This is a genomic window from Clostridium sulfidigenes (assembly GCF_052067195.1).
Taxonomy (GTDB): domain Bacteria; phylum Bacillota; class Clostridia; order Clostridiales; family Clostridiaceae; genus Clostridium_J; species Clostridium_J sulfidigenes.
This window is the reverse complement of the sequence record NZ_JBQHQR010000001.1, coordinates 290,593-311,833: the sequence shown is the minus strand read 5'-3', so window position 1 is coordinate 311,833 and position 21,241 is coordinate 290,593. Positions and strand designations below refer to the sequence as shown.

Genomic DNA, 21,241 nt, shown 5'->3' with positions numbered 1-21,241 from the left:
AAATGTTTATCTCATTTACTTTGAATTTTGAATATATATAAACCCATAGTTAATCTGGATCATATATGCTAGAGATCTTGTCGTTTATCTCATTAACCACAGTATCAAGAACAGCTATAACTTTATCATAATGGATTCTTGTAGGTCCTATAACTCCTATGGTACCCATAATACGGCCATTGCAACTATAGCTAGCAGTGATTATACTGCACTCTTTAGCGCACTCCACAAAGTTTTCTTCTCCTATACTAATAAATAAAGATTCCTTGTTTCCTTTGCTAAGAATTTCATTTAGGTTTTCTTCATTATTTACTAACCCTAAAAATGCCTTTGCCTTATCGATGTTATTATATTCAGGATAGTTAAATATATTTGTAGCACCCTTAGTATAAATTTCACCATAATCTCCCAACACTAGTGTTTCATGAAGAACAGGAATTATACAGTCAAATATCTCTTCGTAACCAACTAATTCATTTTTTAAATTAACAAGGAAATCTAGAGTAATTTGTTCTATGCTAATCCCTACAAGTAGTCTATTAAGAGCATTATTCACTTTTACTAGCTTATTGTCATCTACTGGATTTGTTACTCTAATAGTATTATTTTTTATATTACCATTGTCTGTTATTATTGTAGATAAAATTATGTGCTTTTCTATTGCTAATAACTTTATATACTTAATACTTGACTTTTTAACAGGAGCAACTTTTACTACAGAAGTTAGTCTAGTAATATTAGAAAGTACATCTATAGCACCCTTAATTATACTATCTATTTCACTTATAGATGTGTCCTTTATCAGGTCATGTCTTATAGTTTCATGCTCTTCTTCTGTAAGTCTGCTAGGGGTCATAAGTCTATCTACATAAAGTCTATAACCCTTATCAGAAGGTCGTCTTCCAGAGGATGAATGGAGTTGTTCTAAAAATCCCATTTCTTCAAGATCAGCCATTTCATTTCTAATAGTAGCTGAACTTATTCCTAAATCGTATTTTTTAGATATGGTTCTTGAACCTACAGGTTCTCCGTAAGTTATATAATCATTTATTATAGCCTGTAAGATTTTAATCTTTCTTTCATCCATATCCATGTTATCACCTCTTTGTTAGCACTCACTACTCACGAGTGCTAATGACTATATTTAATATATATCACTTATAAAATTTAATGTCAATATGATTCATAAATTATTTACAAAATTATCTGATTGATAAATTATTTACAAAATTAAATCTGCCATTACTTGATTACTTAGTTCTATCCCTCTTTTAGTAAGGTATAATCTATCTCCTTTTAAATTTAATAAGTCCAACTTTACATACTTATCTATAACCTCTTTATATTTTTCAAAAATGGAGATGTTAAACCTTCTCTTAAATTCTTCTATACTTATACCTTCTATTTTTCTTAATCCTAAGAACATGAACTCTTCTATATCATCCTTTAAGGAATTTTCATTACTCTCTACCACTGCAGAGCTTTTATTTTCCATAGACATTATATAGGTTTCTATTTTTTCTTCATTTCTATACCTAATGCCATTAACATAGGAATGGGAAGATGAGCCACAACCAATATAATTTTCTAAATTCCAATATATTTTATTATGCCTGCACTCTAATCCATCCTTTGCAAAATTGGAAATCTCATACTGGTGATATCCTTTTATCTCTAAAAAATTAATGGCTTCAGCATACATGTCCCTTTCCACATCTTCATCAGGTAAAATTAATTTATCCTTTTCATAAAGATTATAAAACTTAGTTCCTTCTTCTATGATTAAGCTGTAGCAAGAAATATGCTCTGGGTTTAACTCTACAACCTGACTTAAAGTTTCCTTCCACTGAGCTAAACTTTGATCTGGAAGTCCAAACATTAAATCTACATTTATATTATTGAAACCAAAATTCCTTAACATTTCATAGCTATGTTTAAAATCCTCAAGGGAATGAATTCTTCCTAGTGAATTAAGGTGACACTGTTGCACAGCTTGAAGTCCCATAGAAATTCTATTTACTCCCATGGCTTTAAAAATTTTTAGTTGCTCCTCATTAAAAGTCTTAGGATTCCCCTCAATAGTAAACTCAAAACCTTCCACTATCCTGTTTAATCCCCCTAGGGCTTTTTCTATAATTTTCCATCCATCAATGCACAAATAGGTGGGAGTTCCCCCACCTATAAATATGGTGCTTATAATTTTATCCTGGCAAGATACTTTAATTTCCTCACTCAATGCCTTAGCATAATCTATCATTAAACTTTCTTTACCACTATAGGAAGGAAAATCACAGTAATGACATTTCATCTTACAAAAGGGTATATGAATATATAATCCCACTGTATTTAATCCTACTGTATCCATTTTTCTTCTCCTTTAATATCCACTTCATTAACTTCTGAAAATTCTTCTCCATGACAAGGTTAATCGCTAGGAAACTAAATTTGATTAAGAAATTCTAAGTCTTCGCTTTTATAAATTTACCTACCCTCACCATTCGCCGTCATGGCTCAGGGTTCGGCTCTTGCCGTCGTGGCAAGAATTACGGTAATTTTATAACGCTCCGACTAAGAATTTCTAAAATCAAATTTATGATTGTTTCTACGCCGATTACCTATTGTCATTGCGAAGAATTTTCATGACATTAATAAATTAATTTATTATAAGTACTAATAACTAGTCAACTTTAAGTACTGCCATGAATGCTTCTTGTGGAACTTCAACGCTTCCTACTTGTCTCATTCGCTTCTTACCTTCTTTTTGTTTCTCAAGAAGTTTTTTCTTTCTTGAGATATCTCCACCGTAACACTTAGCAAGTACGTCTTTTCTCATAGCTTTTACAGTTTCTCTAGCTATTATTTTAGCTCCTATGGCTGCTTGAATTGGAATCTCAAACATTTGTCTTGGAATAATCTCCTTAAGCTTTTCTACCATGGATCTTCCTCTATGGTAAGCTCTATCTGCTGGAACTATCATAGATAGTGCATCCACTACATCTCCATTAAGAAGTATGTCAAGCTTAACAAGTTGAGTTCTCTTATACCCTTTAAGTTCATAGTCAAAGGATGCATATCCTCTAGTTCTAGATTTTAAAGCATCAAAGAAATCATATACTATTTCATTAAGTGGAATATCATAGTTAATTACAACCCTAGTTTCTTCGATATATTGCATATCTATGAAGGTTCCTCTCTTCTCTTGGCATAACTCCATGATTGCTCCTACATAATCTGAAGGTGATATTATTGAAGCCTTAACTTCTGGCTCTTCCATATAGGATATTTCACTTGGCTCTGGTAAGTTAGTTGGGTTTGTAATCTCTATAATTTCCCCATCAGTCTTAGCTACCTTGTAAACAACGGAAGGTGCAGTGGTAATTATATCCAGATTAAACTCTCTCTCTATCCTCTCTTGAATTATCTCCATGTGAAGTAATCCTAAAAATCCACATCTAAATCCAAAACCTAGAGCTATAGATGTCTCTGGTTCAAAGGATAGGGCTGCATCGTTAAGCTGTAGCTTTTCAAGAGCTTCCTTTAATGTTTCATACTTAGCTCCATCTACAGGGTATATTCCACTAAACACCATAGGTATAGCTGGTCTATATCCTTCTAGCGGTTGAGCTGCTGGTCTTCCTGCTTCTGTGATGGTATCTCCAGCTCTAGCATCTTTTACATTTCTAATAGCTGCACTTAAGTATCCAACGTCTCCAGCTCTAAGTTCATCCACCTTTAATGGACCTGGAGTAAATACTCCTACCTCAGTTACATCGTAGACTTTATTAGTATTCATTAATTTGATTTTAGTTCCTGGCTTTACTACCCCATCAAATACTCTGATGTAGGTTACTACACCTTTATATGAGTCATAGTAAGAGTCAAAGATTAAGGCCTTAAGAGGAGCTTCTTCATCCCCTTCTGGTGCTGGTACTTTAGCTATAACAGTTTTAATTACATCCTCTATATTTAATCCTGTTTTAGCAGATATTAATGGTGCATCATCTGCTGGAATTCCAATAACATCTTCAATTTCTTGCTTAACCTCATTAGGTCTTGCACTTTGAAGATCTATTTTGTTTATAACTGGAGCAATTTCAAGGTCATGATCTAAGGCTAAGTAACAGTTTGCAAGGGTCTGTGCTTGTATACCTTGAGTTGCATCCACAACTAATACAGCTCCTTCACAAGCTGCTAAACTTCTAGAAACCTCATAGTTAAAGTCTACGTGACCTGGAGTATCTATTAGATTTAAAATATACTCTTCGCCCTCTTCTGTTCTATGTATAAGTCTTGCTGCTTGAGCCTTGATTGTAATTCCTCTTTCTCTTTCTAATTCCATGTTATCTAGTACTTGGGCTTCCATTTCCCTAGCTGTTAAAGTACCTGTTTTTTCAAGTAATCTATCTGCTAAAGTAGACTTGCCGTGATCTATATGTGCTACTATAGAAAAATTTCTTATGTGTTTTTGTCTGTTAGTTTGCATCTACTCAAATACCCCCGTAAATTTATATTAACTCTTTATTAAAGTCACCTTTTCTAATCTAATTATCAACTATACTTAGTTAGATAATAAACCAAAGTAAATTATACCATAAAATAAAGGTTCCTTGTCAATATACTTTATAATGTTAACTTTTAAGTTTCATTGGATGGCAATACTAGTTCCTTAATAGTATCTCCTATAACCTTAGTGCCTTTAACAAAATTCTTAAAAGGCTGACCATTAAGGATTATATTAAATTCCCCTATTTTTATATTAACCTTCGAATCCATGTCATTAGAGCTTACATAAAAACTAGAGCTTTGTCTAACCACCTGAGGTAAATTCATATTTACCACTAAAATTCCGTATATCATAAATCCTACTGAAATTATTATTAAAAACTTGCATAATCCTGTCCTTAGTGTCTTACTATTCATCTTCTCTTTTCTCCTTTACCTATAGGTGCTCAAAATAAAAAAAGCACCTCACATTTAATGATGTACTTTTTCTTATATTTTTATTCTTTCTTAGGCATCTTCAAAAAATAAATAAGTCAGAATGCTCGTCTATTTATTTTCAGATGCCTTACTTAGAATTTAAATATTGTGCAAAAACTATACTCATATATTTCATTGAGTTTTTAGCTTCTTGTAATTTGTTGGTATCTGCTCCAACCTCCATGAGTATAGCATTATCACTTAAATCTTGGTTGTAAAATAAAATACCTCCATGGTCATAGGCTATAATGCCCCTCTCTCTATACAATCCAGGATAAAGCTTATTTGCTATAGCAAATATGGATTTAACATTTTCTATATGCTTAGGATATTTAGGGTCCTGCATGGTTGTTACTAAAGTAAGCTTTGCAACATCATCGCCCTTTATGTTTCCAGTAACGTCTTCTTTTCTAGGACCACCATCTCTATGAAGATCTATTATTAAATCAAACTCTCCATAACTACTTATATTTTTACTTATGGTTTCTCTAGAAGCATGGTAAGCTCTATTATAATCAGCCTTATCATGAATTGTTTTATCATGGACAACTGTAAAGCCTAATTTTTCTAGTTCAGAAGTAAGAACATCCCCCACTCCTGCTACAGTGGTAGATAATCCACCATTTCCTTCTGCATAAGCTTCATTAGTATGAGTATGATATATCAATATCTTCTTTTTAGAATTATCTTTAGGATCACCAACTACATCTACCCCTTCTTGAAATTTATTTATGTCCGTATCTTTTAGTTCGAAAGGATTTATTGTAATTTTCTGTACTACCTTAGCATGTTCCTTCACATTCTCTAGAGCAGTTTTATCCCTTAAATTTTCTTCGTCTAAAAAGCTTATTTCCTTTCTAACTATATCCAAAGGATTCAAGGTAAAATTACCTATAAATTTTGTATCATCCTTATTTACTGCTGGCTTTAAAGTACTGACACTTTGCCCTATGAGCTTCATAAAAAAATTAGTTCTATTGATACTTTCTAAGTTATCATCATCTAAGGCTTGGGTAGACCTAGATAAACCTATAGATATCACCATGACTACTGCTATTATAGCAAGGATAGCTCTAGAACAATACTTTCCAGCATCTGTCTTACTTTTGTTATTCACCGTATCCCCCCCTGTTTGAGTTATACATAGGTATAATTAATTACTCTAATAATTTATATGAGGGGGGAATAAATTTTATTACTTTAGTTTAAATAGGTATTTATATCATCTAAGGTTAAAGCTGGTTGAAGGGCTATGTTTATGCCATTGGCAATTATTTTAGATACACTATCTATTACTTTATCAATATCTTTAGGAGTTACTACCATGCCTCCTAATTCTGGGTCTAGAACCTCTCTAATCAATGTTTGTCTTTCATCTCTGTCAACTTCCTTAAGCATGCTATAAAATGCCCCGCCCTTAGTTGAAGACTTGATTAAGCTTTCCAAAACTAAGTCTATGGTATCATTAGCTATAGTTCCTGCATCTACAACTGTAGGCACTCCTATGGCTATTACAGGGACTCCTAGGGTCTTTTCACTGAGCTCTAATCTTCTATTTCCCACTCCTGCTCCTGGAGATATACCTGTATTACCTAGCTGTATAGTTCTATTTACCCTCTGTGTTTTCCTAGAAGCAAGAGCATCTATACAAATTATTACACTAGGTTTTACCTTATCTACTATACCCTTTATAATTTCGCTGGTTTCCATACCTGTAAGTCCTAAGACACCAGGGGATATAGCACACACTGGTCTTACACCCTCATCAATGCTATCTGGAACATATTCTTTTAAGTGTCTGCTTATCATTATCTTTGACACTACCTTTGGTCCTACGGCATCAGCAGTGATATTCCAGTTACCTAACCCTACCACTAAAGCTACCATATCTTCATTTAGATTAATCAGCTTTGATAATTCTTTAGCCATAACTTCACTTACATCTATTATTCTCTCACCATCATAGTATACGAATTCTGGAAATTCTAAGGTGATATATTCACCAATAGGTTTTCCTATGTTTTTAGCTCCTTCTTCATCTAATATTTTTACAGCAGTAACTCTAACGTTATTATCTATGTATTCCTCCGATTTTACTCCTGATAATTTTCCAGGATTATTCTCACTATAAATCTCTTTAGCTTCTAACGCTAAATCTGTCCTTACACTGTAAACTACTTCTTCTTTATCCTTAGACTTGCTTTCCTTCATCATAATCATTACACCTCATTTATGGTATTTTTCATATCATTCCTATATACATTAGTATTTATATTTATCTTTTCCCAAAGTTTCTTTCATATACTAATATGTTAAAGGTAAATTCTACTTGAAGTACGTAAAATTTAATGTTATAATAGCTTTTGTTATATGAAACTCGTAAGCAGACTTCCCCAAAGCTGCCGCTGAGAGATTGATAAAAATACAAGGGGGTGAATTAATAATGGCAAACATTAAGTCAGCTAAAAAAAGAATCAAAGTTACTCAAGCTAAGACTATGAGAAACACTATGATAAAGTCTTCTTTAAAGACAACTATAAAGAAATTTGAAGCTGTTCTAGCTAGCAATGACGTTGCTGCTGCTCAAGAAAGCTTTAAAACTGTAGTTAAAGCCCTTGATATGGCTGCTTCTAAAGGCATAATACATAAGAATAAAGCAGCTAAGAAAAAATCTAGATTAGCAGCTAAGTTAAATGGATTATCTGCTTAATAAATAAACCGGTGTATTCACCGGTTATTTATTTTTTCGCATATATTTAATTTAAAACTTTTTATTTATTCATCATGGTTTTTACCATAAGCATTTCAATGGCATTCTTTTGATCTACAGATTTACTTTTTATTTCACTTTCCGTTTCAATGCAATTTTCTATATTCTTCTTTAGAGCTTCCTGAGAAAACTTTTTGCTTTGAACTATCATCTTATCTGCAATATAGGGATTTAAGTTATATTCCTTTACCATGTCTTCTTTTCTAACCCCTTTTCCAATCTTTATTCTTATGGCAAATAAAAGCTTAAATTGACGCTCTATCATAGATAAAATTTTAGGTGGTTTTTCACCCCTATATATCAATTGATTTAAAGTATCTATGGCTGCCTTTATATTTCTTTCTGAAAGATAGGACACTAAATTAAATATATCATTCTCCTTTTCATAGGGACACATCTTTATTATATCTTCTCTAGTTATCTCCCTTCCTTCAGTATATAAAATAAGCTTCTCTATCTCGTTATCTACTATGTTCATGTTATTTTCTATGATGGAGCAAAAGTATCCAACTTCACTTTTTCCTATGGACTTTCCCTTTTCTTCAAAGATGGCTTTTACTTTACTTTGAAGGCCCATGCCCTTTAGTTTATCAACTTTTACAACCTCACATACATTTTGAAGCTTCTTAACCTTATTACTAAGTTTTTCTCTATCATCTTCAAATACATAGTACATAATTAAAAAGGTATAGGGAGGAATATCCTTAAGATAGTTTCTAAGGCTATCTATATCTTCTCCCTTATCTCTTAAAAAGTTAGCTCTAAAGATTTCTACCATTCTATTTTCACTCATAAAGGGTATAGTTTCGCAATTATTTATTAAAGCATCTACATCAAGTTTATCTCCAGAAATTCTTGTATAGTTAAAATCAGCAAAACCTTCATCTATCTTTAAATTTCTTATTTTTTTTATAGCTGTCTTTATAAGTCCTTCATCAGAACCACAAAGTATATAACAATTTTTTAGTTTATTTTCTTTTATGTGTTTTTCAAATTGTTCTAAGGTTATCAAGAAAAATTCCTCCACTCTTTAATTCAGTATAATACTTATTTCAGCATAATACTTATTCTAGTGAACATAATTATGATATAATTCTCCACCTATGAGTTTATAGTTTTCATAATAATGTCCTAGAATAATTCCTTCTCTTTTTCTGTTAATCCTTATTATATCACAGTTTGGACTTGTTGATGAAGAATTGCTTTTATAACAGCATTGAGTGGCTTCTTTTTCATATTCCTTGTCTATAATTATATTACTAATTTTACCCCTATGATTTATTTTTAAAGAGAGAACTCCATCCTTATCTTCTACATCTATAATGCAATGCTTTGATAGTTTTAAGGTTAGCTCTTCTTCAAATTCATCATAGATTCTATCTAACCCCTTATAATTTTCATAGACATATTTCAACTTCACCTTTTGCTTACATACCATTACTTTTCTGGTACCATAGTTTATTTCTACAATATCTGCCTTTTTACCCCCTATAAAATTTATTTCCGGGTAAATTATATATTGCTGCTTTATAGTTAAAAGAAATAGTAATATAGGCAAGTATCTTAAAGACTTCACCCCTCTTCTTATAAGGATATAACTTAGGTATAATATGAGAATCATAACTCCTTCTATGTAAGTAAATTCTAAGGGTAAGGGCAAAAGATTAACTAAAAAATCCTCCATGGTATTAATTATAAGTAGCACTGAGTTAGTAATGAGAGACAAAAGATTAAACACTGCCGGAACCTTAATAAATAGAAGTAGAAGGTTACCTAAAACTAATAGAAAGGTGTAAAAGGGAATCAGAAATAGATTAGAAATAAGTCCACCTAAACTCACAGCATTAAATCTCATTATTATATAGGGTGTAGTAAAAATCATAGAGCTAAAGGTTAAACTAAGGGAGGTGGCTATAAAATTGGGGAGCTTATAAAATTTCCTTTTAATTTTATTATTTAAAGTGAAGATTCCTAATACGGCTAAAAAGCTAAGTACATAACCTATATCTAATATGTAGTAAGGTTTTATTAACAGAAGTAAAAATGCTGCAAAGGCTAAGGCTGATATACCTTCATAGGTCTTTTTCACCTTAGGGCCTAATACCAGCAAAAATATCATTATAAAGGCTCTAAAGGTAGAGCTTTTTCCTCCAGTAAATATAACATAAAAGAAAAGAACTATTAAAGCTAGTTTATATCCAATTATACTTTGAAGTACAACATAAATTAATGATACATGAAGTCCTGATACACTTATTATATGAGATATACCTAGAGCATTGAATTCTTCTCTTTTATCATAATCAATATAGCTATCATCACCACCACTTACCGCTAGTATAATAGCAGCTCCTTCTTCATCCGTAGCAGCTAAAAGCTTATTATAAAGATGACTTTTTATCAAGTATCCCTTATATATTAAATCTTCCTTTAAAGGCTTTGAAGCTATTAGGTTATACTCACCTACAATTCCTTTACTATAATCTACCTTTCTATGAAATTCTCCTTTTAATATGTACTGCCTTCCCAATTGAATCTCCTTGTTCTTAGGAAAAATTTTAATTCTTCTATTTTGAAGACTACCAATATAGTAATCCTTCCCTTCCTCTACGATTCTGCACTTAATATTTTCCCCTAGGTCCATGGAATAAAAATATATAATGCAGTTTATAAAAAACAATACAGAAAACCCCATAACTATAAAAGCTAGGGGTTTCTTAAAATCTTTTTTAAGTAAAAGTATATAAATTACTATAAAAACTACAGCTGGTAAAATTCCCATGTAGCTATATAAAAAGTATATAGTACATCCAAAAATCCCTGCCAAGCATATCTGAACCATTGATTTATCCATAATATCACCCTGTAGTATCATTGCCAAAGTAATAAATTGTAATTCAGTTTTATAACCAATTTTTATATATTTCTTCTGCTGGCATTGGCTTTGCAAAGTAATATCCCTGAATCTCATCACATTGTAATTTTCTTAGACATTCCAATTGTTCTTTTCTTTCAACCCCTTCAGCTATTACAGGAACCCCTATTGCTTTAGCAACGGTAATTACAGCCTTAACGATTGCATAATCATAGTTATCTTTATCTATTAGGTCTACTAAAGGTTTGGCTATTTTTATCCTATCTACTGGTAACTGCTTTAAATAATATAAAGAAGAATATCCAGTTCCAAAGTCATCAACAGCTATTGAAATCCCCATTGCATTAATCTTTAACAATGTATCTTTAACTTTTATATCTTCTTCCAATTCTAAAGTCTCTGTAATTTCAATTTCTACTTCTTCAGGTGCAATATGATATCTTTCCATGATTTCTTTTAATTTTATAATGAAACTATTATCCTTTAACTGTCTTACAGAAACATTGATTGCAATTCTAAGGTGTTTTTTAGTTTTTTTCTTCCACTGGGATAGCTGTGCCATGGCATTTTCCATAACCCAATATCCTATGGGAATTATAAATCCTGTTTCCTCTGCAATGGGAATAAATTCACCAGGAGAAATGAATTTTCCATCATTTCTTTGCCAGCGCATAAGTGCCTCAAAGCCTATAATTCTTTCATCTTCAATGGATACTTGTGGCTGATAATACAATTGAAATTCTTCATTAAAGTCAGCTTTTTTAATCATAATTTCAATTTCATTTTTAGCAAATGCTAATTCTCCTAGTTTTTGGGTAAAGACCATTGCCCTATTAAATGCTAATAGCCTAGCTTGTAGCATGGCTATATCTGCATGTTTAATCATTTCGTCTCTATTTTTTGCATCAAGGGGATATATAGATATTCCTACATTTAAAGTAACTCGTATATCATACTCTTCAATGGTAAATATGTCACTACAGGCATGTATAAGATTTTTAGCCATTTCTAGTCCATCTTCATAGGTATAAGAACCTTCCTTAGTAAGAACAAAAACATCCTCACCAAAGGAAGCTAAAATATCTTCTTCTCTGTAAACATACTCTTTAAGTCTCTTTCCTATTTCCACTAATACTTCTTCTCCAATATAATTACCAAACATGGTTTTTAGCATTTTATATTTATTTAAATCAATGTAAAAAAGAATAATATTTTCATCTTTTTTCAGACTATTAATATTATTATCTATCTGTTGAAGAAAATATCTCCTACTATGTAATCCTGTAACTACATCTTTATTTATCATATCATTTAACTCTTTTGTTCTTTCCTGAACCTTGCTTTCCAATCTTAAGTTTAATTGCTTTTCATTTTTTAATAATTCTTCTTTAAGTATATTGGTTTGAACATGATTTGAGTGTATATAGTAAAAGGTAATAACAATAAGCATTAATAATAAATATTCTAACTGCACCCCTTTAAATAGGATTAAAATTATTGGAGCAGTTAATAATAAAAGCCCCTTTTTATTTCTACCACTATTCATGAATTCAGTACGTTCTATCTTATGTTGAGTTTTAATTTTAATAATTGACCCTATAGCTGCCATTCCAAAAGCAATTGCATATGCAGCATCTAATAATGAATTCGGCTCATATAGGCTGTAAAAATATTCATAATAATAAATAATATCAAAAACTATATAAAGTATATATGAACCAGCTGTAACCCTTAAATATAAAGGTATTTTCCCTTTTCTTATAGACAAGAACCAACTAGCAACCCATATAAATATTAAAAAGTCTACAAATACACAAATCATAAAAATCCAATCACTTTTCATAAGTATTGCATTTTGCATATCAGTATTTAAAAATATAACCCAAACTAAAGTCATAGTACAGATTGTTATTGCAACAGTATCAATTAAAACCTGGGTTGCATTCCATTTTTTAAATTGATCATATCCACCTATAATTAAGGAACATAGTAACAGTAAATTAGTTAATAAATACCCACTTACTATAGCACTAACTTGTTCTGGATTAATTTTCAGAATTATAGCTTCCACTGCCCACATAACATCACAAACAGCCCAGTTTAAAATACTTAGAGCCAAAAATAATCCTGAAGTTTTTAATGTCTTATTTTTCTCCTCCATATAAAAACCTTTAAAAACATAATAAGCTGCTATAAAAGTTACAATGGGAGACAAAATGTTCCCAAAAAAATTCGATTTTACAACGGTTGCTCCGAAATAGGATAAATATAAAATTGCTACTAATACCACTGTCAAAACTTTCTTCATAATCCATTTCTCCCTTACAATCGTAGAAATATAATATATAACTTATTTCCCAATATAGAATATAAGTTTTCTATTCTTAAATGTAATATCTATTATTCTTTTTTTAGGATGAAAATCCTTTATTTATATAATAAAAATTTTCATTTATAATTTCATTGAAGTTAATATAGGGTATGTAAATATAAAATTGTATGAATATATCAATGAAATGATATGTAAATATAGAAATATTTGTATAGGTAACTATATGACTATTTATATAGTTACCTATTTACCTATAAAACTATATAAATAGTTAACTAGTTAACTATTTGTTGTGTTCATGCGGGTTTCCAAAAAAAGTAACGGGGTCAGACCCCCTCCCATTTTATGGGATGGGGTCTGACCCCGTTACAAAAAAAGGAAGGGAGTTTTACTCCCTTTTAAGTATTTATTTTAATTAATCTATTCCCATTTAATATTAAAATCACCTTCATGATTTTTTCCTTCTATGACAATAGTATATTTTTCATCTTTGTTTATCTCCACATCTTTTTTAAAATCATCTGGTTTTTCTACTGAAAAAACTTCATTTTTTTCTTTGTCTATCAATTTAATATTTATATCACCATTTAAAGTTTCTGAATCAATATGAAATTTCACTTCTTCTGTTGCAAATTTTACACTATATTCATAATATCCGTTGTATTCTTTATAAGAACCTTTTATCCCATTATTATCTTTACTTATGTCTCCACTATTAATCTTATAACTTGAATTCTCTGTACTATAGTTATTACAAGCTACCAATGACATAAATGTTAATGCAATGATAAAAAAACATAATACTAACTTTTTCAAAATATACCTCCTAAAAATAAAACAAATATTCTTAAAATTTTAACTATACCTCCTGTCTGATAATTGCATTATAATACGTCACTCGTATTATAATATAATTATTATATCATTGTTTTTGTACACCTTCAATACCAGCCTTACTTTTTCTGTATATTTTACTTGTTATTTCATTTAATTATTTATCTATTTACTGATTAGGTTTCTACTTTTGGACTTTTTTCTTATAATATAAACTTTTATATCCCCAAAAAACTGTGAATATAAATAAAACAATTGCAAGAATTATCTTTAATTCTAAAGTATTATAGTTTCCTTTCCATAGAAGATCATATAAAACTAAAAGTAAAAATAATGATGGAATTAATGTAAAATAGCTAAATAAGGAAACCATATTAGAGTAATATTGATTAATATCCTCTACATCTGTATATATTTCAAATTTATCTTCATCCTTTTCCTTCGGTTTTTCCAAAATTAATAATTCCCTATTTATACTTTTAGAAGTTGCAACTCTAGATTTACTTTCTTTAATAAATGGTCTAAGTTTAAATTTTCCAAAAGAATACTGTCCAAGGTTACTTCCCTTTATAAAACACTTAATTCCAAAATCATTTAGTTCTTTTATATAATTGTCAATATACTCATTACTGCGATTAGAAACTAATTCTACTGTGTAAATATAGTGGTTATCTTTTTCATTTGAAAATGTATATAAACATCCCCTTTGAGATACACTTTCTAGTTTGTATCCTTGTTTTGCAATATTGTTTAACCACCTTTCCTGACCTTCAATTGGATCTAAAAAAAACCTAAATTTTTTTATCACTTTTTTACCTCCCTTTAAATTTATAACTTCTTATCAATAAATCTTTCTCCAAAGGTATAGATTTCTTTTATTCTTTCATATTCATTCTTAAGTACTTCTTTTCCCTCATCTGTTAACTCGTAAGAGTTTCTTTTGTCATTATCATCATCTTCTATAGGGGTTAAATAGTTCTTTTCACTGAGTTTATTTATAATTCCATATAGAGTGCCAGGTCCTAAACTAATTCTGCCATGAGTTTTGTCTTCTAAAAACATTTTTATAGCATATCCATGTTTTTCATAAAGAAATGCTATCATTACATAATAGGTTGATTCTGTTAATGGTTTATACTTATCTTCCATCTTTAATTTTTATTATTAACCTCCAATTCCAAATATTAATTACTCTGTTATTGCCTTTAAACTTTTTGTTATGTATTATTGTGGTAAATCTAAAATCAATATTACTAATCTATTGTTGTCTTTAGATCCTTTTATAGTAAACTTTTCTATAATAAAAAGATGTACTACACATTACTTAATATGTTCTACGTAGTACATCATTTTAATACTCTATTGAATTAAATGCAAGAGAAAAATTTATATTACCATAAACAGATTTCTTAGTATCCTATTGTGATACATACTAATATACTTCTTAGTATCAGCATTATTGATACCTACTAACAGAGTTCTCAATATCAGTATTTTTGATACTCACTAACAGACTTTTCAGTATCAATATTTCCATACTAATAGGTTGTTGTCCTTTAGTGAAATACTTACCCACGGACGTAGCAACTCTTTATTCTCATTAAAAAAAATATGGGAGTATTAGACTTGTAGTCATGGGTTAATATCTAAAAATCTCAAAAATATTACTTATTAACAGAAAAAACATGATCTGCGATTTCTCTTATCTTATCATCGTGTGTAACTATAATTACTATCTTATTATCTTTAACTTCATATAAAATCTTTTTTAACGCATTCATTCCATCTTCATCTAAATATGTTGATGGTTCATCTAATATGAGACAATGTGAATCTTTTAAAAGTGCTCTAATTAATGAAACTTTTTGTTTTTCTCCACCAGATATGGTGTCATTCTTTTTATTTACTTTTTTTTCGCTCAAATTTGATCTGGACTCTCCATTATATAATTTGAACGCTTCTACATAATAATTTAAAAGCTCAAGGTCACAATTATCTATTGAATATTTCAAATTTGCCTCCAAATTGCTTTCAAATAAAGCAGGATTTTGTTCTGCAACTGAAAATAAATCTCTTCTGGCACAAATCATATCTATATTTTTTATACTTTTATTATTTATAAATACTTCGCCCTGATAATTATTATATATATTTAATATGACATTAATTAAAGTACTTTTTCCACTTCCATTTTCTCCAACAATACAGTATATATTTCCTTTTTCAAATAAATAACTGATGGGCTTAAAAATATTTCCATTACCATTATAACTAAAAGAAACATTTTTTAACTCTATCTCATCAATGTGTCCCACCAGTTCACTTCCATTACTTTCCTTTTCTAAAGTACTAACTTCCCCTATTCTATTAAGACATATTAAAGCACTTTGATAGGTTTTTCCTAATTCTAAAAAGTAATTTACTGCTCCAATAAAAATAGCAAAATAACTGCTCATTATTGTAAATTCTCCAATAGTTAAATTACCACTTATAATTCTTACTCCACCTATAAATATAAGTGCTATTTTGGCTAAATTATTTATTGTAGAACCTAGCGATGAAAAAATATAAGCCAGTTTAGTAAATTTCATAATGATATTATATAACTTTTCATATTTTTCACGTACTTCAGTTAATATATTTTGATATAAAGAATTTAACTTAATAAAATAAATATTACTTATTTTATAACTTACATCTGAAAAAAATATATTTTCTTCTTCTTTTACTGAATATCCTTTCTCATATAAAGGCTTTTTAAATGCTAAATAAGAAATAATATATATAGGAACAAATATCATTAATACTAAACTCATTAACCAATCTATTTTAAAAAGCATAAATCCTACAATTATAATACTTAATACCTGTATTACTATACCTATTGAATTAGTTATAAAAAAACTTGATATCTCTTCTGTATCTGAAAAGATTCTTTGACTTAAATAAGCTGCATCTTTTTTCTTTAATTCAATTTGACTTGTTTTCGTCAACTGTAATAATAACTTTTCTTTTAAATCATAAGATATATTAGTAACAATTTTTACTTTTTTCATGTTTGATAGATATGAGCTTATTATTGCAAAAATCGTAAGTACGATAGATATTAATGTAAAACGATATATATTTTCCATTGCTTTTACATTTATTAAATTATCAATATAATCTCCAATAATATAAGGCATTATTATATTAATACTCCATGATAAAATACTTAAAATCAAAAATGTAAAAAACTCAGATTTTCTTTTTGATAGACTAAATTGAATTAAACGAAATATTTTCATTAAACTCACTAACCCTTATTTATAATTTCTGAAAAGTAACTCTTAACTTGTTCTTCTACTATCCCCTTTATTTTAAAGCAACCTGAATCTTCATACTTCTCACTTTTTCCATAGCTAACTGATCCACATCCACCTCCACATGCTGGAAGATATACACACTCTCTACACTCCTCTACATTTAGTGGATTTCTAGTCATCCATTCAAAATATTTATATGTTATATCTTTTATATTTCCATCTGCATCTAACTTACCAATTCTATGTTCTTCTTCACCAGTATGTTCCCAGCACTTATACATTTCTCCACTTGGTTCAATGGTAAAATTATTATCACAATTAAGTCCACAGTATGTCCATTTTCTCATTGGTCTTCTCTTAACATCAAAGCCTACTTTACCTGCCTTTGTCCACAAATTGCTTAATAAATCACCTAATTCTTCCTCTACATAACAGTTATCTTCATAGGATGAACATGCATCTGTTCCCCCTCTTACTATTCCAAAATCTATACTTAATTCATCAAGCCCTTTGCTATGAAAGAAATCCATAAGTTCATTCATATCTTTTATATTAGTTTTGTCTACATTTACTCTAATTACTGTATGCAGCTTGTCCTTGTATTTTTTTAGCAATTCTAAGCTTTCTATTATTTTATCAAAGGTTCCTTCTCCATTTTTTCCTATTCTTCTTGTATTATGAATTTCTCTCGTTCCATCTATTGTTATTTGTACATACTTACAATTATATTTAACTAATGATTCTACTATTCTTTCGTCTAACAATGTACCATTGGTTATAATTGATGTTACAAGTGTCATATTGTTTTCTTTACAAAATTGACTAAGTTCTTCTAGTATGTGTTCTCCTTCTTTATAATTTACTAGAGGTTCTCCTCCAAAAAGTATAATGTTTACACTTTTTGTTCCTCTTTGAAGAGATTCATTTTTTATATGTTTTATTATAGAATTAGCTGTTTCTATTGTCATTGAATTACTCTTTGCCTCTCCTGCACCTTCATAACAATATACACATCTCAAATTACATGCCCATGTCAATAAAATTGTATAAGATAAATTATTATTTCCATACTTAGCTTTATTATGATAAAAATCAAAATATCTATTTTCATCTATCTCATCTGGTACTATTAATTTTTTCTCAATCATTTCTTTTTTTAGCTCTTCATCTATTTCACTCATATCATTTTCTTTCATTTTTCCCATAGTCTTATCATCAACTAAAAAACTATTTCCTGATAATGTATTAAATAAAATATTTTCTTCTTTATTGTATGGTATTAAAAGATTAAATTTTGAATACTTCATTAATTAATATCCCTCCAATATGTAGAGCATTAGATTACAGTAAAATCTTGCTCTCTAATGCTCTTAATTTTTTTACCAGAACTTAAGTCCGCAAACCTTAGCTCCACAAGCGTCAATCCAACAAGCTGTTTCTATAGTTCCCTTGTAATGATCTCCCTCTGAATATAAATTTCCAATAAACATATAAACACCTCCTAATTTTCACCAGTAGTTGAAAAAATATCGATCCAACAAGCATCTACAGGACAAACATCTACTGCACATGCTTCAATTCCACATGCATTTCCACCACATGCGTTTCCGCCACATAATTTACCTGCACATCCATCAGCTCCACAAGCCTTAGCTGGACATCCATCTACTGCGCACATTGGGCTAATTCCACCTGCGCCATAGGCATTTCCAATATACTTCATAAAATCTCCTCCCCTCCAAATAAAATATAGGTATATGTAGTACGTGTTACGTATTACATATACCTATATTACCATTTGAATTATTCATTTTCAATATTTTTACTGTATTTTTTTAAAACATTTTACTTTTTATTACAACAAATTTCATCGATATTTTTCAATTTACTCTCGCAGCCTACAAACATATTTCTAGTTTTTTAGGCATAAAATAAGGACTCAAAAGTTACTTACCGTTGGTATTACTAACTTTCAAGTCCTTATATTACTTTGGCGGGAATATGTGAGAATCGAACTCACCCGTCGTGGTCTTAGCACGGCAACTCGGTTTTGAAGACCGGCAGGCACACCAGCACCTATCTACTCCCATATTACTTCCTACACTTGGTATTATAAGATGTAATAGATAAAAAATCAAGTATTAAAATCATCAATACTTGATTTTTTTCACTATTAATACATTACTCTATCATTTTCTACACGTTTAGTGAATTTTATACTATCTAGATGTTCTAGGATAGCAATGGTATATTTTCTGTTACTTTCAAAAATTTCTTTAGCGGTAGCTGCTGATATAGAGCCATTTTCAAGGATATAATTTCTTACCTTATTCTTAGCTTCTTCATAATTTTCCTTAAGAAGAGTGCAGTCTTCATTTAATTTAATTAAAATTTCCTTATCTATTAGAAGTTCATATACCATCTTAAATCCTGCTCTATCTTTTTCCCCTTGACCTAAGTCTACATATTTAGGAGGGGTAAACTTTAACTTTTTATATTCATTTATTATAAAGTTTTTCATTCTTTCTTGTTCTTTATTCAAGGTTACATTAAAATCATATAAAGCTATAAACTTTTCACTTACTTTTAATGTTTTCTTTTCTACTAACATGTTTAATATCTCATCATAATTCTTTTGTTTTAATTTTTTAGTAAATATTTTATTTTTAGCTTCTTCCTTAGACATTCCAAATTTTAATGGATTCTTTTTATGGAAATCTTCTATGAGTGCCTTTAATTCTTTTGTTTTATCCTTTAAGAAATCTTTATGGATGAATATGCTATTATCCTGTCCACCTAGTCTTATTATGGTTCCTTGATCTTCTAAAGCTTTTAATTCCTCTTCTATGTTATCCATGTTTTTACCAAGACTCTTTAATATAGCTAAAGAATCTGGATAGGTATCGCTTAAATTTTTCACTGTATTTTCTAAAATATTAGTAGATTTACCACTTTCTTTTAATTTTAATTCTTCTAAATACTCAGCAGTAACCTTCTTAGATTTTTTAGCATTAGGCTCTATTATTATACCTCCTGCTATGGTATTCATAGGAGAATAGCTTCTTATGATGTAGCGGTCATTTCTTTGAGCTGTAATAGGCTTTTCTAGTCTCAGTTGAACGTAAGCCCACTGTCCAGGTTTAATTTCTTCTTTATCTAAGGGTATAATTCTACAGATTATTTCTTCTGTACCATGATATAGCCTTACCCTTTGTCTATTTACTATAGATTTTTCAGCGGTTTTTATATGGTACAACTTACAATCTATGATTAAAGAGGGCTCCATAATATCTTCCTTAGCTACCACATTACCTCTTTGTACCTCTGACACCTTAATATTGGCAAGATTTATGGCACAACGCTGTCCTGCTTCTCCAAGTTCTGAAGGCACATCATGGACTCTGATTCCTCTAACCTTGGCCTTAACCTTACCTGGATATATCTCCACGGTATCACCTAGGGATACCTTTCCACTTATTATAGTTCCAGTTACCACTGTACCAAAACCACTTATACTAAAGGATCTATCTACTGGTAATCTAAAATGACCTTCTGTATCCTTTGCTTCTACTTCTTCAGTTAATTTATCTATATCCACAATTAATTCTTCAAAACCCATTTTAGTCTTAGAGGATACTGCGTGAATAGGTGCATCCTCTAAAAAAGTATCCTTAAATTCTTCCTTTATGTCTTCCTTTATCATATCTAACCAGTCAGCTTCTACTAAGTCTGACTTGGTTAATACTACTATACCTTTTTTTATATTTAAAAGTTTTAATATTTCAAAGTGTTCCCTGGTTTGCGGCATTATTCCTTCGTCAGCAGCTATTACAAGTAACACCACATCTATACTACTTATTCCTGCTAACATATTTTTAATAAACTTCTCATGACCTGGTACATCAATTATTCCTGCTCTTCTCCCTGAAGGTAAGTCAAAATAGGTAAATCCTAAATTTATAGATATTCCTCTATTTTTTTCTTCTTGTAGAGTATCTGTTTCCCTTCCTGTAAGAGCTTTAATTAGGGTAGTTTTACCATGGTCAATATGTCCAGCAGTACCTATAATTATATGCTTCATCTATTTTACTTCATCCTTTCAAAGCATCTGTTTTATAATAGAGCAGGTAGGTAGTAACCCACCT

The 21,241-nt window shown here is 30.0% G+C and carries 17 protein-coding genes and 1 tRNA gene; 1 reads left to right on the top strand and 17 read right to left on the bottom strand.

What is annotated here, in order from left to right; all coding sequences use genetic code 11:
• Positions 1-49: 49 nt before the first annotated feature.
• The 6 genes from hrcA to gpr all read right to left on the bottom strand — a co-directional run bounded on the left by hrcA (position 50) and on the right by gpr (position 7,194).
• Complete coding sequence (hrcA, locus tag ACTNBA_RS01565; RefSeq protein ID WP_207656747.1) at positions 50-1,087, bottom strand: heat-inducible transcriptional repressor HrcA; 1,038 nt, start codon at positions 1,085-1,087, stop codon at positions 50-52.
• A gap of 135 nt (positions 1,088-1,222) precedes the next feature.
• On the bottom strand, positions 1,223-2,365 hold the full coding sequence (gene hemW / locus ACTNBA_RS01560) for a radical SAM family heme chaperone HemW (RefSeq protein ID WP_441071992.1): 1,143 nt from the start codon (positions 2,363-2,365) through the stop codon (positions 1,223-1,225).
• Between the two features lie 312 nt (positions 2,366-2,677).
• The gene (gene lepA, locus ACTNBA_RS01555) at positions 2,678-4,483 is read right to left on the bottom strand and encodes a translation elongation factor 4 (protein WP_441071990.1); all 1,806 of its coding nucleotides are present in this window, start codon (positions 4,481-4,483) and stop codon (positions 2,678-2,680) included.
• 152 nt (positions 4,484-4,635) lie between these two features.
• Positions 4,636-4,920 carry a hypothetical protein gene (locus tag ACTNBA_RS01550; RefSeq protein ID WP_441071988.1) on the bottom strand — a complete coding sequence of 95 codons (285 nt, stop codon included), beginning with the start codon at positions 4,918-4,920 and terminating at the stop codon, positions 4,636-4,638.
• A gap of 148 nt (positions 4,921-5,068) precedes the next feature.
• The gene (locus tag ACTNBA_RS01545; RefSeq protein WP_441071986.1) at positions 5,069-6,097 is read right to left on the bottom strand and encodes a stage II sporulation protein P; all 1,029 of its coding nucleotides are present in this window, start codon (positions 6,095-6,097) and stop codon (positions 5,069-5,071) included.
• A gap of 83 nt (positions 6,098-6,180) precedes the next feature.
• Positions 6,181-7,194 carry a GPR endopeptidase gene (gene gpr / locus ACTNBA_RS01540; protein ID WP_242844057.1) on the bottom strand — a complete coding sequence of 338 codons (1,014 nt, stop codon included), beginning with the start codon at positions 7,192-7,194 and terminating at the stop codon, positions 6,181-6,183.
• Positions 7,195-7,423: 229 nt separating this feature from the next.
• Between gpr and rpsT the strand changes: the two genes are divergently transcribed.
• Entirely contained in the window at positions 7,424-7,690 is a 267-nt protein-coding gene (gene rpsT, locus ACTNBA_RS01535; RefSeq protein WP_035128853.1) for a 30S ribosomal protein S20, read from the top strand.
• Positions 7,691-7,751: 61 nt separating this feature from the next.
• Here rpsT and holA read toward each other — a convergent pair whose 3' ends face one another.
• The 11 genes from holA to selB form a co-directional block, all read right to left on the bottom strand.
• Positions 7,752-8,762, bottom strand: a complete 1,011-nt coding sequence (gene holA / locus ACTNBA_RS01530; protein WP_441071983.1) for a DNA polymerase III subunit delta — start codon at positions 8,760-8,762, stop codon at positions 7,752-7,754.
• A gap of 57 nt (positions 8,763-8,819) precedes the next feature.
• A complete protein-coding gene (locus ACTNBA_RS01525; protein ID WP_441071981.1) occupies positions 8,820-10,604 on the bottom strand; it encodes a ComEC/Rec2 family competence protein in 1,785 nt (594 codons plus the stop codon).
• Positions 10,605-10,653: 49 nt separating this feature from the next.
• A complete protein-coding gene (locus tag ACTNBA_RS01520; protein ID WP_441071979.1) occupies positions 10,654-12,933 on the bottom strand; it encodes a putative bifunctional diguanylate cyclase/phosphodiesterase in 2,280 nt (759 codons plus the stop codon).
• 444 nt (positions 12,934-13,377) lie between these two features.
• Entirely contained in the window at positions 13,378-13,773 is a 396-nt protein-coding gene (locus ACTNBA_RS01515) for a hypothetical protein (protein ID WP_441071977.1), read from the bottom strand.
• A 202-nt stretch (positions 13,774-13,975) separates the two neighbouring features.
• On the bottom strand, positions 13,976-14,599 hold the full coding sequence (locus ACTNBA_RS01510; RefSeq protein WP_441071975.1) for a DUF2812 domain-containing protein: 624 nt from the start codon (positions 14,597-14,599) through the stop codon (positions 13,976-13,978).
• Positions 14,600-14,619: 20 nt separating this feature from the next.
• Complete coding sequence (locus ACTNBA_RS01505; protein WP_441071973.1) at positions 14,620-14,940, bottom strand: PadR family transcriptional regulator; 321 nt, start codon at positions 14,938-14,940, stop codon at positions 14,620-14,622.
• A 515-nt stretch (positions 14,941-15,455) separates the two neighbouring features.
• A complete protein-coding gene (locus ACTNBA_RS01500) occupies positions 15,456-17,078 on the bottom strand; it encodes an ATP-binding cassette domain-containing protein (protein WP_441071971.1) in 1,623 nt (540 codons plus the stop codon).
• A gap of 8 nt (positions 17,079-17,086) precedes the next feature.
• Positions 17,087-18,403, bottom strand: coding sequence for a Cys-every-fifth radical SAM/SPASM peptide maturase CefB (locus ACTNBA_RS01495; protein WP_441071969.1), 1,317 nt, complete (start codon positions 18,401-18,403; stop codon positions 17,087-17,089).
• Positions 18,404-18,597: 194 nt separating this feature from the next.
• The gene (locus ACTNBA_RS01490) at positions 18,598-18,819 is read right to left on the bottom strand and encodes a Cys-every-fifth RiPP peptide CefA (protein ID WP_441071967.1); all 222 of its coding nucleotides are present in this window, start codon (positions 18,817-18,819) and stop codon (positions 18,598-18,600) included.
• Between the two features lie 268 nt (positions 18,820-19,087).
• A tRNA-Sec gene (locus tag ACTNBA_RS01485) sits at positions 19,088-19,184 on the bottom strand.
• Positions 19,185-19,269: 85 nt separating this feature from the next.
• Positions 19,270-21,177 carry a selenocysteine-specific translation elongation factor gene (selB, locus tag ACTNBA_RS01480; protein WP_441071965.1) on the bottom strand — a complete coding sequence of 636 codons (1,908 nt, stop codon included), beginning with the start codon at positions 21,175-21,177 and terminating at the stop codon, positions 19,270-19,272.
• Positions 21,178-21,241: the final 64 nt, after the last annotated feature.

Excerpts from the sequence above, each read along its gene's own strand:
- hrcA (WP_207656747.1), bottom strand. The coding sequence starts at position 1,087 with ATGGATGAAAGAAAGATTAAAATCTTACAGGCTATAATAAATGATTAT.
- hemW (WP_441071992.1), bottom strand. The coding sequence starts at position 2,365 with ATGGATACAGTAGGATTAAATACAGTGGGATTATATATTCATATACCC.
- lepA (WP_441071990.1), bottom strand. The coding sequence starts at position 4,483 with ATGCAAACTAACAGACAAAAACACATAAGAAATTTTTCTATAGTAGCA.
- ACTNBA_RS01550 (WP_441071988.1), bottom strand. The coding sequence starts at position 4,920 with ATGAATAGTAAGACACTAAGGACAGGATTATGCAAGTTTTTAATAATA.
- gpr (WP_242844057.1), bottom strand. The coding sequence starts at position 7,194 with ATGATGAAGGAAAGCAAGTCTAAGGATAAAGAAGAAGTAGTTTACAGT.
- rpsT (WP_035128853.1), top strand. The coding sequence starts at position 7,424 with ATGGCAAACATTAAGTCAGCTAAAAAAAGAATCAAAGTTACTCAAGCT.
- ACTNBA_RS01525 (WP_441071981.1), bottom strand. The coding sequence starts at position 10,604 with ATGGATAAATCAATGGTTCAGATATGCTTGGCAGGGATTTTTGGATGT.
- ACTNBA_RS01520 (WP_441071979.1), bottom strand. The coding sequence starts at position 12,933 with ATGAAGAAAGTTTTGACAGTGGTATTAGTAGCAATTTTATATTTATCC.
- ACTNBA_RS01505 (WP_441071973.1), bottom strand. The coding sequence starts at position 14,940 with ATGGAAGATAAGTATAAACCATTAACAGAATCAACCTATTATGTAATG.
- ACTNBA_RS01500 (WP_441071971.1), bottom strand. The coding sequence starts at position 17,078 with ATGAAAATATTTCGTTTAATTCAATTTAGTCTATCAAAAAGAAAATCT.
- ACTNBA_RS01495 (WP_441071969.1), bottom strand. The coding sequence starts at position 18,403 with ATGAAGTATTCAAAATTTAATCTTTTAATACCATACAATAAAGAAGAA.
- ACTNBA_RS01490 (WP_441071967.1), bottom strand. The coding sequence starts at position 18,819 with ATGAAGTATATTGGAAATGCCTATGGCGCAGGTGGAATTAGCCCAATG.
- selB (WP_441071965.1), bottom strand. The coding sequence starts at position 21,177 with ATGAAGCATATAATTATAGGTACTGCTGGACATATTGACCATGGTAAA.